Source organism: Nonomuraea sp. NPDC049784, assembly GCF_040659615.1.
Classification (GTDB): domain Bacteria; phylum Actinomycetota; class Actinomycetes; order Streptosporangiales; family Streptosporangiaceae; genus Nonomuraea.
This window is the reverse complement of the sequence record NZ_JBFAMX010000238.1, coordinates 1-15,227: the sequence shown is the minus strand read 5'-3', so window position 1 is coordinate 15,227 and position 15,227 is coordinate 1. Positions and strand designations below refer to the sequence as shown.

The 15,227-nt window shown below is 70.7% G+C and carries 19 protein-coding genes; 10 read left to right on the top strand and 9 right to left on the bottom strand.

Annotation, left to right across the window (positions count from 1 at the left end):
* The 4 genes from AB0J09_RS35330 to AB0J09_RS35315 form a co-directional block, all read left to right on the top strand.
* The coding region (locus AB0J09_RS35330) for a zinc-binding dehydrogenase (RefSeq protein ID WP_360700558.1) at positions 1 to 707 on the top strand (707 nt) is incomplete at its 5' end.
* 98 nt (positions 708 to 805) lie between these two features.
* On the top strand, positions 806 to 2,335 hold the full coding sequence (locus tag AB0J09_RS35325; protein ID WP_360700555.1) for an amino acid permease: 1,530 nt from the start codon (positions 806 to 808) through the stop codon (positions 2,333 to 2,335).
* 64 nt (positions 2,336 to 2,399) lie between these two features.
* Positions 2,400 to 2,627: an antitoxin gene (locus AB0J09_RS35320; protein ID WP_360700552.1), complete on the top strand. Its 228-nt coding sequence runs from the start codon at positions 2,400 to 2,402 to the stop codon at positions 2,625 to 2,627.
* Entirely contained in the window at positions 2,624 to 3,013 is a 390-nt protein-coding gene (locus tag AB0J09_RS35315; protein ID WP_360700549.1) for a type II toxin-antitoxin system VapC family toxin, read from the top strand. Before AB0J09_RS35320 ends, AB0J09_RS35315 begins: the two co-directional genes overlap by 4 nt.
* Before the next feature lie 15 nt (positions 3,014 to 3,028).
* Here AB0J09_RS35315 and lipB read toward each other — a convergent pair whose 3' ends face one another.
* The 4 genes from lipB to AB0J09_RS35295 form a co-directional block, all read right to left on the bottom strand.
* Entirely contained in the window at positions 3,029 to 3,664 is a 636-nt protein-coding gene (lipB, locus tag AB0J09_RS35310; RefSeq protein WP_360700546.1) for a lipoyl(octanoyl) transferase LipB, read from the bottom strand.
* A gap of 146 nt (positions 3,665 to 3,810) precedes the next feature.
* Entirely contained in the window at positions 3,811 to 4,005 is a 195-nt protein-coding gene (locus AB0J09_RS35305) for a PspC domain-containing protein (RefSeq protein WP_360700543.1), read from the bottom strand.
* A 61-nt stretch (positions 4,006 to 4,066) separates the two neighbouring features.
* Positions 4,067 to 4,573, bottom strand: a complete 507-nt coding sequence (locus tag AB0J09_RS35300) for an HAD domain-containing protein (protein ID WP_360700540.1) — start codon at positions 4,571 to 4,573, stop codon at positions 4,067 to 4,069.
* On the bottom strand, positions 4,570 to 5,487 hold the full coding sequence (locus tag AB0J09_RS35295) for an AraC family transcriptional regulator (RefSeq protein ID WP_360700537.1): 918 nt from the start codon (positions 5,485 to 5,487) through the stop codon (positions 4,570 to 4,572). Before AB0J09_RS35295 ends, AB0J09_RS35300 begins: the two co-directional genes overlap by 4 nt.
* Positions 5,488 to 5,562: 75 nt before the next feature.
* On the opposite strand from AB0J09_RS35295, the gene AB0J09_RS35290 reads away from it, so the two are divergent.
* Both AB0J09_RS35290 and AB0J09_RS35285 read left to right on the top strand, forming a co-directional pair.
* Positions 5,563 to 6,363 (top strand): NmrA family NAD(P)-binding protein, encoded by an 801-nt coding sequence (locus AB0J09_RS35290; RefSeq protein ID WP_360700535.1) that lies wholly within the window; start codon positions 5,563 to 5,565, stop codon positions 6,361 to 6,363.
* Positions 6,364 to 6,431: 68 nt separating this feature from the next.
* The gene (locus AB0J09_RS35285) at positions 6,432 to 7,262 is read left to right on the top strand and encodes an undecaprenyl-diphosphate phosphatase (RefSeq protein WP_360700533.1); all 831 of its coding nucleotides are present in this window, start codon (positions 6,432 to 6,434) and stop codon (positions 7,260 to 7,262) included.
* Here AB0J09_RS35285 and AB0J09_RS35280 read toward each other — a convergent pair.
* The gene (locus AB0J09_RS35280; protein ID WP_360700530.1) at positions 7,254 to 7,934 is read right to left on the bottom strand and encodes a hypothetical protein; all 681 of its coding nucleotides are present in this window, start codon (positions 7,932 to 7,934) and stop codon (positions 7,254 to 7,256) included. The genes AB0J09_RS35285 and AB0J09_RS35280 overlap by 9 nt on opposite strands.
* A 90-nt stretch (positions 7,935 to 8,024) precedes the next feature.
* Entirely contained in the window at positions 8,025 to 9,173 is a 1,149-nt protein-coding gene (locus tag AB0J09_RS35275) for an MFS transporter (RefSeq protein WP_360700528.1), read from the bottom strand.
* A 93-nt stretch (positions 9,174 to 9,266) separates the two neighbouring features.
* Between AB0J09_RS35275 and AB0J09_RS35270 the strand changes: the two genes are divergently transcribed.
* Genes AB0J09_RS35270 through AB0J09_RS35260 form a run of 3 tightly spaced genes read left to right on the top strand, consistent with a single transcriptional unit; the run spans position 9,267 to position 12,642 of the window.
* Positions 9,267 to 9,605 (top strand): helix-turn-helix transcriptional regulator, encoded by a 339-nt coding sequence (locus AB0J09_RS35270; protein ID WP_360700525.1) that lies wholly within the window; start codon positions 9,267 to 9,269, stop codon positions 9,603 to 9,605.
* Complete coding sequence (gene hrpB, locus AB0J09_RS35265; protein WP_360700522.1) at positions 9,605 to 11,992, top strand: ATP-dependent helicase HrpB; 2,388 nt, start codon at positions 9,605 to 9,607, stop codon at positions 11,990 to 11,992. The genes AB0J09_RS35270 and hrpB overlap by 1 nt, the downstream gene beginning before the upstream one ends.
* Positions 11,989 to 12,642 carry a hypothetical protein gene (locus AB0J09_RS35260; RefSeq protein ID WP_360700520.1) on the top strand — a complete coding sequence of 218 codons (654 nt, stop codon included), beginning with the start codon at positions 11,989 to 11,991 and terminating at the stop codon, positions 12,640 to 12,642. The genes hrpB and AB0J09_RS35260 overlap by 4 nt, the downstream gene beginning before the upstream one ends.
* On the opposite strand, the gene AB0J09_RS35255 is transcribed toward AB0J09_RS35260, so the two are convergent.
* Positions 12,616 to 12,870, bottom strand: a complete 255-nt coding sequence (locus AB0J09_RS35255) for a hypothetical protein (RefSeq protein ID WP_360700517.1) — start codon at positions 12,868 to 12,870, stop codon at positions 12,616 to 12,618. The genes AB0J09_RS35260 and AB0J09_RS35255 overlap by 27 nt on opposite strands.
* Positions 12,871 to 12,917: 47 nt before the next feature.
* On the opposite strand from AB0J09_RS35255, the gene AB0J09_RS35250 reads away from it, so the two are divergent.
* Positions 12,918 to 14,360 carry an amidase gene (locus AB0J09_RS35250; RefSeq protein ID WP_360700514.1) on the top strand — a complete coding sequence of 481 codons (1,443 nt, stop codon included), beginning with the start codon at positions 12,918 to 12,920 and terminating at the stop codon, positions 14,358 to 14,360.
* A gap of 67 nt (positions 14,361 to 14,427) precedes the next feature.
* Here the strand turns inward: AB0J09_RS35250 and AB0J09_RS35245 are convergent, their stop codons facing one another.
* A complete protein-coding gene (locus AB0J09_RS35245; RefSeq protein ID WP_360700511.1) occupies positions 14,428 to 14,697 on the bottom strand; it encodes a hypothetical protein in 270 nt (89 codons plus the stop codon).
* Between the two features lie 52 nt (positions 14,698 to 14,749).
* Positions 14,750 to 15,227, bottom strand: a 478-nt coding sequence (locus tag AB0J09_RS35240) for an aldehyde dehydrogenase family protein (RefSeq protein ID WP_360700508.1), incomplete at its 5' end; no start/stop codon positions are given.

The following is a 15,227-nucleotide window of genomic DNA, read 5'->3' as shown; positions in this document are numbered from 1 at the left end:
TGGGCGCGAGGGTGGCGGCGTTCGGTGCGGGGGCATGGGCCGAGCGGGCGGCGTTCGGCACGGACTCGATCGCCGTGGTGCCCGAACAAGTGGATCTCGTGCGGGCGGCCGCGCTCCCGATGACCGGCCTCACGGCGCTGCGCTCGCTCCGGGCCGCAGGGCCCGCGCTGGGCTCCCGCGTTCTGGTCACCGGGGCGTCGGGCGCGGTGGGGCGGCTGGCCGTACAGCTGGCCCGGCGGTCGGGTGCGCACGTCATCGCCTCCGTCAGCAGGCCGGAACGCGCCCGCCGCCTGACCGAGACGCCGGCGGCCGGCTCCGCCACCGTCGAGGTGGTCGTGGGGCTCGACGGCGTCGAACCGGTCGACATCGCGATCGAGACGGTCGGCGGTCCGACGCTTGTCACCGCATGGTCCCTGTTGAAGCCCGGCGGCAACCTTCAGAGCATCGGCTGGGCGTCAGAACAGTCCGCCGCCTTCCCCCCGAACTCGACCTTCTCCCTGGGCCCGGCCAAGTCGCTCAACTCGTTCGGCGACGTGGCGGCCCCCGCCGCGGACCTGGCCCAACTCCTCGCCCTCGTGGCCACCGGCGAACTGTCCGTCGAAATCGGCTGGCACGGCTCATGGGGAGACCTCGAGGGCGCGAAGGCCGCCCAGCTCGACCGCTCCGTCGCCGGAAAGATCACCCTCAAAGTTGGCCAAGCTGCCTGACGAGCCCGAAACCCACCTGTAACGCCTTGTCCTCGAGAGGGAAATGGTCTAGATGTAGTCCAAATGGAGCGTCCTCCGCACCCCCCAGGGAGACCTCAATGACCACTGAAGAGGATTCCAGGCGACTCGCCGAGCTCGGTTACAAGCAGGAGCTGGCCCGCACCTGGAGCGGTTTCTCGAACTTCGCCATCTCCTTCTCGATCATCTCCATCCTCGCCGGCTGCTTCACCACCTTCGGACAAGCCTGGAACTACGGCGGCCCGATCGCCATCTCCTGGGGCTGGCCGTTGATCTCCGCGTTCATCTTGATCATCGGTTTCTGCATGTCGGAGCTGGTGTCGGCGTACCCGACGGCGGGCGGCATCTACTGGTGGGCCGCCACGCTGGGCAAGCCGATCCACGGCTGGTTCACCGGGTGGCTCAACCTGATCGGCCTCATCGCCGTCACCGCGTCGGTGGACTACGGCTGCGCCACTTTCCTCAACACGACCCTCAAACTGCTCACCGACGGCGCGTGGAAAGCCACGCTGCCGCAGGCGTTCCTGCTGTTCGTGATCATCCTCGTGGCCCACGCGTTGATCAACATCTACAGCCACAAGCTCATCTCGTTGCTGCAGAACGTCTCGGTCTGGTGGCACGTCGCGGGCGCCGCGATCGTGGTCGCGATCCTGATCTTCGCGCCCGACCACCACCAGTCGCTGGGCTTCGTCTTCGGTGGCACGAACAACAACTCCGGCTTCGGCTCCGGCACCGACGGGGTGCCGTTCTGGCTGTACGTGCTTCCGCTCGGCTTCCTGCTCACCCAGTACACGATCACCGGCTTCGACGCGTGCGCGCACGTGTCGGAGGAGACCCAGGGGGCGGCCAGGACCGCCGCCCGCGGGCTGTGGCAGTCGATCTTCTACTCGGCGATCGGCGGCTGGATCCTGCTGCTGTCGTTCCTGTTCGCGGCCACGAACGTGGACGAGATCAACAAGCAGTCCGGTTTTGTAGGGGCCATCTTCGAGACCGCGCTCTCGGCCCCGCTGGCCACGGCGGTCTTCGCGATCTCCACGATCGGCCAGTTCTTCTGCGGGATGAGCTGCGTGACGTCGATGTCGCGCATGACGTACGCGTTCTCCCGCGACGGCGGCGTGCCCGGCTGGCGACTGTGGTCGAAGGTGGACCGCAACCGCACCCCGGTCAACGCGATCATCGCCGGCTGCGTCGTGGCCGCCCTGATCAGCCTTCCCGCCCTCTACGCCCCGGCCGGCTCGACCACCCCGGTCGCGTTCTACGCCGTCGTGTCGATCGCGGTGGTCGGCCTCTACCTGGCCTTCCTCATCCCGATCTGGCTCCGGCTCCGCACGGGCGACGCCTTCAAGCCGGGCCCGTGGACGCTCGGCAGGAAGTACAAGGCACTCTGCTGGATCGCCTGCGTCGAGATCGTCGTCGTCTCGATCTACTTCATCATGCCGTTCTCGCCCGCCGGGGTGCCCGGCAACAAGGACTTCACCTGGACCTCGGTCAACTACGCCCCGATCGCGGTCGGAGTCGTGCTGATCGGCATCGCCCTGTGGTGGACGCTGTCGGCCAAGCACTGGTTCACGGGCCCCCGCCGCACCGTCGACGAGGTCCCGGTCTCCTGACCCTCACGTGGGTACGGCTGACGCAAGCCGTACCCACCTGCTAGCAACCTGCTAGCATTTTCCCATGGCAACGCTCTACATCCGCGATGTCCCAGAGCCGGTCGCCGAGTCGTTGAAGGAGCGCGCGGCCGAAGCTGGCATGTCCCTTTCGGCTTACGTCGCGAGGGAGCTAGCAGATATCGCCGCCAGGCCGACCAATGCCGAAATAGTCAAGCGGCTCAAGTCCCGCGATCGCTCCCAGGGGCCGTCTACCGCTGACATCCTCGACGCCATCCATGAGGGCAGACGGTGATCATCATCGACTCGTCCGCCATGGTCGAGGCTTTGACGGGGCGCGAGGCGGATGCCGAGCTCATCGACGCCCTCCAGGCAAGCGTCCACGCCCCTCACTTGCTCGATGTCGAGGTTCTCTCGACCCTGCGAGGTCTGGTGCTCGGCGGCAAGCTCAGCGCATCCGGGGCAGAGCAGGCACGAGCCGATTATCTCGCACTGAAGATCGCCCGTTACGAGATCAAGGGCATCGCGGAGCGCATCTGGGAGTTGCGCCACAATTACACCGCCCACGACGCCTCCTATCTCGCACTCGCCGAAGCGCTCGAGGCACCGCTCTACACCTGCGAAGGCAAGCTCAACGGCGGCGGACATGACGCCGACGTGCAGGTCTTCCCGCGCAGCTGAAGGGCCGGACGGCGGTCAGGACGCCTCGAAGGCGGCGGCCACGGCCGTGCGGACCTCGTCCATCGAGGCCGAGCCCAGCTCGCGCTTGAGCGAAGTCATGTCCACGTCGGGCATCCCGCAGGCGATAGCCCAGTCCCAGGGCGACAGGTCGCCGTCCACGTTGAGCGCGAACCCGTGGCTCGTGACCCCCCTGCTCTGCCGCATGCCGATCGAGATGATCTTTCGGCCGGTCTCGGTCGTCCAGACGCCGGTCAGCAGCTCAGAGCCCGGCGGCGTGTCGCGGCGCTCCGCCGGCAGCCCCAGCTTGCCCAGCGCCTCGACCAGCCGCAGCTCCACCTCGCGCACGTAGTCGACGATGCCCTGGTCCTCGGCGAGCTTGACGATGAGGTAGCCGACGAGCTGGCCAGGCCCGTGGTAGGTGAGCTGGCCGCCACGCCCGGTCTCCATGACGGGGATGCCCCGGGAGGGGTCGGGCAGGTGGGCCATCGGCGTGCGGCGCCCGATCGTGTAGACGGACGGGTGACTGAGCAACCACAACGTGTCCGGCCGCGCGTCCTGCTGGCGCTGGCCGACCATGTCGGTCATGCGCTCCATCGCCGTGTCGTAATCGACGAGATCGTCCTGAATGAGTGTCAGCGGCCTTGCCCTCATCCTTCGAGGATAAGCCGCATCCCGACCAGCCCGAACTCGGGATCCCAGACGGACCTGCCCCGCCCGCCGGCAGCTAGCGATCAACCCGAGCAGGCCGTCCGCCGATCCCACTGGCGGGCGGCCCGTCGGCGCCCCCACCGCGCACGCTACGCCGCCGTACGGTAGCCCCTCGGCTCCTCCGGGATGAGGATCCACATGGCGACGTAGACGACCCACAACGGCCCCGGGATGAGCGACAGCAGCAGCCAGAGGATGCGGACGAGGGTGGGCGGCATGCCCAGCTTGTCGGCGAGACCGCCGCAGACCCCGGCCAGAATCCTGTGCTCTCGTGAGCGGTACATGATGTTTCCTCCGTGTGTGACACCTACCTGTGAAACGGACAGCCAGGCCCACGGACTCCCGTCAGGAACCCTGAGAAAACCCTGTAAGGGTCAGCCACTCATGCGCCATGCCCAGATGCCGGCTGGTCAGTCCTGTTCTGGGGTCCACGTGGATGAGGAGGAAATCATCCAGACCCTGATGCACCCTGAGATACTCCTCGTCCTCCGCCCACACCTGGTCGTCGAACCAGACGAACGGCCGCCGCCCCGCGTACGCGGCCACGTGCGGCGTCTTGAACATCTCCCCGTGCTCGGACGGCACGTCCGGGTTCATGGAGATGACGGGGAGCGAGGGCAGGCCGATCCTGGGCGCGATCCACTCGTTGGCGTGCTGCTCCCACGTCGTCGCCCAGACCAGCTCCGAGCCGGTCGACAGGGCCAGCTCGAGCAGCCGGCGGCCGTGTCTCGGGTTGAGGTTCACGATGTAGACCTCGCCGTCGATCGTGCACCGGTAGCGCCTGAAGTCGGGGGTGGGCCGTCCCATCGGGTTGAGCACCCCGTCCACGTCCAGCAGGAGGAGAGGTTTCATCCGGCTCGATACTCCTGCGGGCTGATCCCCCGTACGCGCTTGAAGGCCGCGCTGAGCGCGAACGGGCTCCCGTACCCCACCTTCCTGGCCACCGACCCGATCGTCGCGTCCGGCTCGCGCAGCAGGTCGGCGGCGAGCGCCAGGCGCCAGTCCGTGAGGAAGGCCATCGGCGGTTCGCCCACCAGCTCGGTGAAGCGCCTGGCCAGCGACGCCCTGGAGACGCCCACCTCGGCGGCCAGCGCGGCGACCGTCCACGGGTGGGCCGGATTGTGCTGCATCAGGCGCATGGCCTTGCCCACCACCGGGTCGCTCATCGCGCGGTACCAGCCGGGCGCCTCATTCGAGTGAGTGGCGAACCACGAGCGCAGCACCGCGATGAGCAGCAGGTCGAGCAGCCGGTCGAGGACCGCTTCCTGCCCCGGCTCGTCCTTGACGATCTCGGCGCCGAGCCACGAGATGATCGGGTCGCCCGGCTGCGTGAGCAGCGGCGGCAGCGCCTCGAGCAGCCGCCTGCTGACCTCTCCCTCCAGGTTGTACGTGCCGGTGAGCAGCACCGTGCTCCCGTCGGGGTCGTTGCCCCACGTACGCACTCCCAGGTCCATCGCCTGGTGGAGCGACTGACCGTCGGGCGTCGTGCAGTGCTGGCCGGGGTCGATGATGATCTGCGGCGCGATGTCCGGATCCGAGGCCACCGTGTACGGCTCCGGCCCCCGGCTGATCGCGACCTCCCCCGGCGCGAGGCGTACGGGGTCGGCGCCGTCGAGCACGATCCACGACTCCCCGCCCACCTGCGCGATCACCGACAGCGGGGCCTCGTCCTGGATCCGCAGCGACCAGGGCGGATCAAGGATCGACCGGAGCAGGAAGGCGCCGCGGGCTCGCGGGCCGTCGAGTAGCGCCGCGAGGTGGTCCATGGGCTAGACGATCGCATATGCGAATGCGCTTCTCAACCATGGAGAGTCTTATGGGTATGGCGACTTACTAGATATATGACGATTCTGGTGCTTGGCGGCACGGGCAAGACCGGCCGCCGTGTGGCTGACCGACTCACCGCTCTCGACCTGCCCGTGCGGATCGGGTCACGACCGCTCTTCGACTGGCAGGACCGCGCCACGTGGCCGAAGGCCCTCGACGGCGTGACGGCCGTCTATCTCTCCTACTATCCCGACCTCGCCTTCCCCGGCGCGTACGACGACATCAAGGCGTTCACGGAGCTGGCCGTGAGCGGTGGCGTGCGGCGGCTGGTCCTGCTGTCCGGGAGGGGCGAGCCGGAGGCGCAGGCCAGCGAGCGCACCGTCCAGGAGTCCGGCGCCGAGTGGACGGTGGTCCGCTGCAGCTGGTTCATGCAGAACTTCAGCGAGAGCTTCCTCCTCGATCCGGTGCTCCAGGGCGTCATCGCGCTCCCGGCCGCCGACGTGCCCGAGCCGTTCGTGGACGTGGAGGACATCGCCGACGTGGCCGCCGCCGCGCTCAGCCAGGACGGACACGTCGGCAAGCTGTACGAGCTGACCGGGCCCAGACTGCTCACATTCGCGCAAGTGGCGAGCGAACTGTCCGAGGCCACCGGCAGGCCGATCTCGTTCGTGCGGGTGACGCCGGAGGAGTACGTGGCCGGGGCCACCGCGCAGGGGATGCCGCGGGAGGAGGCCGAGGGCCTGGCCGCGCTGTTCACCGGCATCCTGGACGGCCGCAACGCCCACGTCGTGGACGGCGTGCGACAGGCCCTCGGCCGCCCGGCCCGCGACTTCGCCGAGTACGCCGCCGCCAATGCCGCGGTGTGGCAGGCCTAGCGGACCCCTACCGCCCCCGTATCCGCTAGCCTCACCTCGTCAGTGCCGCGTCCTCGGAAGGTGTCGTCGTGATCGGCTGGCTTGAAGCGGTGGTTCTGGGGCTGGTTCAGGGGCTCACAGAGTTCCTGCCGATCTCCTCCAGCGCCCACATCCGGGTGGTCTCCGCTTTCGCCGGCTGGCAGGACCCGGGGGCGGCGTTCACGGCGGTGATCCAGCTCGGCACGGAGGCGGCCGTGCTGATCTACTTCCGCCAGGAGATCTGGGAGATCATCTCCACCTGGGTCCGCTCTCTGTTCGTCAAGGAGCTGCGTACCCACTGGGCCGCCCGCATGGGCTGGTACGTCATCGTCGGCTCGCTGCCCATCGGCGTGCTCGGCGTGGTGTTCAAGGACCAGATCGAGACGGTCTTCCGCGACCTGCGCCTGGTGGGCACGACGCTGATCGTGTTCGGCTGCATCCTGTGGTTCGCCGACCGCACCGCCCGCAACAAGCTGACGCTCGAAAAGCACCTGAGCTTCGCTCACGCCCTCGTGTACGGCTTCGCCCAGGCGCTCGCCCTCATCCCCGGCGTGTCCCGCTCCGGCGGCACCATCACCGCGGGCCTGCTGCTCGACTACCGGCGCGAGGACGCGGCGAAATACTCGTTCCTGCTGGCCATCCCGGCCGTGCTGTCGTCGGGCCTGCTGGAGCTGTCCAAGATCGGCGAGGGCCCCGCTCCCGCCTGGGGGCCCACGATCCTGGCCACGATCATCTCGTTCATCGTCGGCTACGCGGCCGTGGCCTGGTTCCTGCGCTACATCAGCCACCACCGCTTCACCGGCTTCGTCATCTACCGGATCATCCTCGGCTTCTTCGTCATCCTCGCGGTCAGCGCGGGCTGGATTCCGACCCTAGGCTGACACGGCGACCCTCTCGTGGGCGGGGTAGTAGGCCGCCCACGCCTCGTCGCCCATGCGCAGGATCTTGAGCCCGGTCCAGCCCAGCCCGACGACGGGCAGGATCCAGAACAGCACGGTCACCGGCCCGTACGGGATCGGGAACGAGACGACGTAGCCGACGAAGACGAGCAGCGGCACCCACCACCCGACGAAGCCCGTCCGCCACACGGCCACGGTCAGCAGCGGCAGGCCGAGGATCGCGAAGAACATCCACGGCATCTGGAAGCCGAAGATGACTCCGGGCAGGTTCAGCATCTCGTCGAGGATCTTCTGCGCCTGCTCCGGCGGGTTGTGCCGGCCCAGCCACCACTCGACGGGGTCGATCATCAGCAGGGCCGAGGTGGAGATGTAGCCGACCACCGTCGCGGCGCCCGCGACGTGGCCGAGCCTGGTGGCCCTGCGCCTGGTGAGGTGGACCAGGCCCAGGGCCGCGATGGCCATCAGCAGCCAGCTCCAGTGGTAGAGCGCCGATTCGGTCTGCGCGAGCGCGGGGTTGTCCCCGTAGCTGACCGCCTCCCTGTCGTCGCCCCAAGTGCCGGGGTCGACGACGACGGCGACGGCCTGGAGCAGCGGGGCCACGACGAGCAGCACGCCTGCAGCGACGCGCCGGAATGTCACCTGGTTGTTCAACATGGGTGCGACGGTAGGCGCCGGGATCACCGGTCGTCGTCCGCCTGCGGATCGACTGGACGTCACCTGAGCGGCGGAGAAGATCGTGCCGCACTACCCGGCAGGCACGCTCTCCTTGGGGGAGATCGCCGCCGGGCGATAGGTCGCCAGCGTGAACAGCAGCCCCACCAGCCCGAGCACGGTGGACAGCACGACCACGCCCACCCGGCCGTACCAGTCGAGCGCGGCCCCGCCGGCCAGCCCGGCCACGAAGAGCCCGATGTACTGCGCGGACGACAGCAGTCCCAGGCCGATCGGCACATTGCCGGGCACGGCGGCGACCGTCCTGAACTGCTGGGCCGGGGCCACCAGCCAGCCGAGCGCGCCCCACAGGAACGCCCACAGCAGGGCGACAGGCAGGGCGAGGTTCGCGACGGGGATGAGAGCCAGGAACACGGTGCTCGCGGCCAGGCCGAGCACGATCATCCTGCGCGGCCCGTACAGGTCGGTGAAGCGCCCGCCGAGCTGGTTGCCCACGATGCCACCGAGCCCCCACGCCCACAGCACCGCCGGCAGCGGCAGGTCGAACAGCGACCCGATGTAGGTGTACGCGGTGAACCCGGCCGCGAACATCAGCAGCTGCGTCGTCAGCACCGCCAGCACCCGCCGGTCGCCCAGCGGCGCGAACCGCTCCCGGAGCCGCCCCGACGCCGGGATCCGCACCGCGGGCACCACGGCCGCGACACCGATGAACCCGATCACACCCAGCACCACCACCATCCAGAGCGTGGCCCGCCAGCCGGAGGCCGTGCCCAGCCAGGTGCCCAGCGGCACGCCGATCGCGGATGACACGGTCAGCCCGCCCATCACCAGCGCGAGCGCGCGCCCGCGGCGCTCGGGCTCGGTCAGCGTGTTCGCCACGCCCGAGGCGGTCGGCGTGAACATCGCCGCGCCCGCCGCCGAGATCACCCGGGTGGCCATCACCAGCGGGTACGTCGGGGCCAGCGCGGTCAGCACGTTGCCGAGGACGAACACCCCCATGGCCACCAGCAGTACGTTCTTGCGCGACAGGCGGGCGGTCAGGGCGGCGAGGACCGGCGACAGCACCGCGTACGCCAACGCGAACACGGTCATGAGCTGCCCGGCCGCCGACGACGAGATCCCCAGATCCTTCGAGATGGGCGTTAACAGCCCCGCGGTCACGAACATGCCCGTACCGATCGCGAAATTTCCGACAGCAAGCGGGTAGAGCCGGGAGCTCATAGATCCTCCAGCAGGCCACAAAAGTTGGACATGCATCAAACTGTCGTATAGTTGGATTGTTGTCAAACAATAAACCGGAGATAGGGTTTCAACATGCGCCTGCTGCCGCACCCCGCAACGGAGGACATCCAGCTCACGGAGGTCCTGCGGGCGCTGTCCGACCCCGTACGCCTGGAGATCGTCGTACGTCTCGCCCTGAGAGGCGAGATGACCTGCGGCGTCGCGGGCGACGACCTCGGCGTGCACAAGTCGACCGCCTCGCACCACTACCGCACCCTGCGCGAGTCCGGCGTGGTTCTCACCAAGCAGGAGGGGCGGCTGAAGTACATGAGCCTGCGGCGCGACGACCTCGAGTCCCGCTTCCCCGGCCTGCTCGACTCGGTCCTCTCTGCCGCCGGGATCCCGAGCCCCGGCGTCCCCGCCCAGCGTTGATGCGGCGCGACTCGCTGCCCATCCGGCACGTACTGCCCGAGCTGCTCGCCGTGCTCGACCGGCACGGCAGCGCGGTGCTCACGGCCCCTCCCGGCACGGGCAAGACGACGGTCGTGCCGCCGGCCTTGGCCGAGGCGGGCATGCGGGTGCTGGTGGCCGAGCCGCGGCGCCTGGCGGTACGCGCGGCGGCCCGGCGGATGGGCGTGAGCTACACCATCAGGGGCGAGCGGCACACGGGCGCCAATCCCATGGTCGAGGTCGTCACGACAGGCGTCCTGCTCCAGCGCCTCCAGCGGGACCAGGAGCTGGCCGGCGTGGACGCGGTCATGCTCGACGAGTGCCACGAGCGCCACCTCGACGCGGACACGGCGCTGGCGTTCCTCATGGACGTTCGCGACACGCTCCGCCCGGACCTGCGCCTGCTGGCCACCTCCGCCACCGCCGACGCCGAGCCCTGGTCCCGGCTGCTCGGCGGCCCCATTGTCGCGGCCACCGGCGCCACGTACCCCGTCGAGACGGTGTGGGCCCCGCCCGCGCGCCCGGTCGCCCCGCCGCACGGCCTCCGCGTCGATCCCGCCCTGCTGTCCCACGTCGCCTCGGTGGTGCGCAGAGCGCTGGCGGAGCGGGACGGCGACGTGCTGTGCTTCCTCCCGGGCGTGGGCGAGATCACCAGGGTCGCAAAAATGCTGGACGGTGTCGAGGTCCTCCAGGTGCACGGCCAGGCCCCGGCCCACGTCCAGGACGCCGTGCTCTCGCCGGGCACAGCCCGCAGGGTGGTGCTGGCCACGTCGGTCGCCGAGTCGAGCCTGACCGTCCCGGGCGTGCGGGTCGTGGTCGACTCCGGCCTGGCCCGCGAGCCGCGTACCGACCACGCCCGTGGCCTCGGCTCCCTCACCACGGTCAGGGTCTCGAAGGCCTCGGCCGGCCAACGCGCGGGCCGGGCCGGCCGCGAGGCGGAGGGCACGGTGTACCGCTGCTGGTCGGCGGCCGACCACGAGCGCCTCGCCGAGCACGCGCGCCCGGAGATCGCGCTCGCCGACCTGACGGGGTTCGCGTTGCAGGCGGCCTGCTGGGGCGCTCCCGACGCCTCGGGCCTGGCCCTCCTGGACCCGCCGCCGCCCGCCGCCATGTCCGCCGCCACCCGCACCCTGGAGGCGCTCGGCGCACTCGACGGCGCCTCACGGGTGACGGACCGGGGCCGCCGGATGGCGCTCGCGGGCGTACACCCCCGCCTGGCCAGGGCCCTGCTCGACCTCGGCCCGCGAGCCGCCGAGGTGGTGGCCCTCCTGTCGGAGCAGCTCCCCCGGGACGCGAGCGACGACCTGGTCGAGGTCTGGCGCACGGCCCGCCGCGGCGGCACCGGTTTCGCCGCCCGCTGGCGCCAGGAGACCAGACGCCTCCAGCGAGCGACCTCCGCGAACGGCCGCGATGTGCCCGATGACGCCCTGGCGGGCATGGCGGTGGCGCTGGCGTTTCCCGAGCGGGTGGCGCGCAGGCGGGGCGGCGGCTACCTCATGGCCTCCGGCACCCAGGCCCAGCTCCCGGAGGGCTCCAAGCTGCACACCGCCCCATGGCTGGCCATCGCGATCGCCGACAGACCGGCGGGATCCGCGTCGGCCCGCATCAGGCAGGCCGTGGAGATCGACGAGGAGACCGCCAGGCTGGCCCACCCCACCACCACCGAGGACGAGATCACCTGGCAATCCCGCCGGGCGAGCAAGGGGGCGGGCGACGTGCTCGCCCGCACGGTCGAGCGGCTGGGCGCGATCGAGCTGTCGGCCGCCCCGCTCAAGGGCGCCGACGTCCGCGAGGCCATCCTGTACGGGCTCCGCACGGAGCCCGACGTCCTCACCTGGACGAAACAGGCCAAAGACCTGAAGGACCGTCTGGCATTCTGCCACCGCGCCATCGGCGACCCCTGGCCCTCGATGGACGCGCTCATCGATCTGGCCGACCAGTGGCTGGAGCCGGAGCTGTCCAGAGCCCGCCGCCGCGCCGATCTCGAACGCATCGACGTGGCCGCGGCGCTGAAGCGCCTGATCCCCTGGAGCGAACGCCTGGAGAAGGCCGCCCCCGAACGCATCGAGGTGCCGAGCGGCTCCCACATCCGCGTGGACTATTTGGGCGACCAGCCGGTGCTGGCGGTGAAGCTGCAGGAGCTGTTCGGCTGGCAGGAGACGCCCGAGATCTCCGGCGTGCCCGTCCTGGTGCACCTGCTCTCCCCGGCGGGCCGCCCGGTGGCCGTCACCGCGGACCTGGCGTCGTTCTGGCGTGACGGCTACCGTTCCGTACGCGCGGAGCTCCGCGGCCGCTACCCCAAGCACCCCTGGCCTGAGGACCCGCTCACCGCGCCACCCACCCGCCGGGCAAAAGAGAGACGACCATGACGAACGTGACGGCCGCCGCCCGCGACAACGCCGAGTGGTGTGACGCGATGTGCCGCGCGCACGGCTCGCCCGGCACGTTCACCGCCCCGGCCTGGACCAACCCCACCAGGACCCCGCCCTTCTACCCGGACGCCGTCACCCTCTCTCCCGAGGCGACGGCGGCCGACGTGCTCGGCCACATCGACGCCGGCCCGGGCGCGTCGGTCAAGGACAGCTTCGCCATGCTCGACCTGCCGGGCTTCGAGGTGCTGTTCGAGGCGCAGTGGATCCACCGCGAGCCACCGGAGCGGCGCGAGCCCGCGATCGCCTGGGAGGTGGTCAAGGACGCCGCCACGCTGAGCGACTGGGAGCAGGCCTGCTTCGACGGCGAGATCAAGGGCCTCTTCCTGCCCGCGATCCTCGACCAGGTCACGGTCCTGTGCGGCAGGGAAGGGGACGCCATCGTCTCCGGCTCCGTGCTCAGCCCGCGTGAGCAGGTCGTGGGCGTCTCCAACGTGTTCGGGGACGCCCCGTGGGAGGGCACCCTGGCCATGGCGGCCGGCCTCTACCCTGGCCGCTCCCTGGTCGGCTGGGAGATCGACCCGGAAGACGCCGTGCGGCACGGCTTCACCACGATCGGCCCCCTACGCGTCTGGAGCAAGATCGTCTAGGGTCGGGTTCTCCAGAACGGGGAACCGCTCGGCTCCCACCCCCACGTCCTTGAACCCGCTCGACGTGGCGATGCACACGACTGGCCCGTCGAAGTCCCGCCGCACCTGCCGGTACCCGGCGACCCCGGCCGCCCCCGACAGTTCCTGCCACAATCCACGCCGGGCGAGGTACCGCTGCGCCAGCCGCAGCTCCTCGTCCGTCACGAGCAGGGCCGCACCCGCGTTCACGCGTACCGACCCTATCGGGGCGGGCGAGCAGGATGCAGACTCTAGTCATGTTGTGGGCAGGCAGGTCCGCTATCGAGATCGCGACGGCCGTCCGGCGTGGGGACGTCACGGCCACGACCGTCGTCGAGGAGCACCTTCACGCCATCTCGGAGCGGGATTCCAAGGTAGGGGCGTTCCGGCTGGTCAGAGAGCAGGCCGTGGAGGAGTCGAAGGCCCTGCAGAAACGGCGCGACCTGGCGGAGCTGCCGCTCGCCGGCGTGCCGGTCGCGGTGAAGGACAACGTGGAGGTCGCGGCCGAGTCCACCCGCGCCGGGTCCGGGGCCACGGCGGACGCGCCCGCGCGGGACGACCACGAGACGGTGGCCCGCCTGCGCGCGGCGGGCGCGGTGGTCGTCGGCCTGACGAACATGCCCGAGCTGGGCCTGACGGCGTTCGGCGACAGCGCGTACGGCATCGTACGCAACCCCTGGAACCCGTCGCGCACGGCAGGCGGGTCGTCGTCGGGCAGCGCCGCGGCCGTGGCGGCGGGCATGGTGCCGATCGCGCTCGGCAACGACGGCATGGGCTCGCTCCGCATCCCGGCGGCCTGCTGCGGCGTGCTGGCCATCAAGCCGGGCGCCGGGCTCGTGCCGGGGCCCGCCGACGACTGGGACCGGCTGTCGGAGAACGGCCCCTTCGCGACGACCGCGTCCGACCTGGCGCTGGCGCTGTCCGTGCTGGCCGCGGACCCGGCGCTGGCCGAGGCGTGGCGTGGCGGCAGCCGCGTCGAGCCCCGGCCGTCCATGCTGCGCTCGGTCTGGGCGGACGACGACGAGATCTGGGAGCCGCAGCCGCCGCAGGACAGCCCGGAGCCGTTCGACTTGCGGGTGGCGTACGCGCCCCAGCCGCTGCCCGCCGGGCTGCCCATGGACAGGGAGTTCCAGGCCGCGGTGCGCGGGGCGGCGGAGACGCTGCGCCTGGCCGGGCACACGGTGGTCGAGCACGGCGCCAGGCTTCCTGCCTGGCTCGGCCCGGCCACGATCGCCACCTGGCTCACCAGGGCCGCGGCCTCGGTGAGCGACCTCGACCGGCGCAGGCTCGAACGCCGCACCCTCGCGCTCGCCCGTGTCGGCAGGGTGCTCGGCGCGCTCAAGCTGGACGGCGTACGCGGCCGCGAACGCTGGAGCGGCTACGGGGCTGACCAGTGGTTCGGCGACGCGGACGTACTGGTCATGCCGGCCCTGGCCGCCATCCCGCCGAAGGCCGAGCGCTGGGGCGAGCGCGGTTTCGTCCGCAACGCGCTGACCAACGTCAGGTACGCCCCCGCGACCGGCCCCTGGAACATGTGCGGCTGGCCCGCCATCACCGTCCCCCTGGCCACGCACTCCAGCGGGTTGCCCATCGGCGTCCAGATCGTCGCCCCGCCCGGCGGGGAGCCCCACCTCCTCGGTCTGGCCGCCCAGCTCCAGTCGGCCCACCCACCGCTGAGACCGCCGGGATTCGCCTTCTGATTCCCGTGCCGATTGTCCGTGCCACCCCCTAAGGTGCCGTGGCATGCAACCAGTTGATCTCTCCGCCCTACGCGCCAAGCCGGCGTCGGCGTCCCCCAAGGACGCCTGGAAAGCCGTCCGCCGGCTCGCGCTCGAGGGTCAGGGCGACGCCCTGGAGCTGGCCGCCGAGTTCGCCGAGCCCGCCGTCGACAACCTGCTCAAGCTCTGGCCCCAGGCCCTCCCTGCGCACGCTGACGCTCGACGGTTGCCCCGCGCTGAGCGACCTCGGGTCGGTCGCCGACCTGCCGGGACTGAAGGAGGTCACCGTGTACGACTGCCCCACGTTGCCCTCCGACATCCTCTCCGATCTGCGCGCCCGAGGTCTGCTCGCCGGCTGACGAACGTGCGGCTCAGATCCCGACCGGATGCCAGACGGTCTTGGTCTCCAGGAACCGGGTCATCCGGCCCGTACCGGGATCGGCCGTCCAGTCCTCGCGGGACGGGCGCAGGACGCGCTTGAGGTTCTCGGCCGCCGCCTGCTCGCAGTTCAGCGCCAGGTCGGCGTCCTCGACCCCGGTCAGGTCGAGCGCGTTGACGTCCATGTGCGCCGCCAGCCAGGGCGCCAGTTCGGCCTGGTGCCCGGTGAGGACGTTCACGACGCCACCCGGCAGGTCGGACGTGGCGAGGACCTCCGCCAGCGTGATCGACACGAGCGGCTGGCGCTCGGACGCCACGACGACGCACGTGTTGCCCGTCACGATCACGGGCGCCACCACGGACACCAGCCCGAGCAGCGGATCGGCGGGCGCGATCACGGCCACCACGCCGGTCGGCTCGGGCGAGGACAGGTTGAAGTACGGCCCCGCGACCGGGTTGGCCGATCCACGC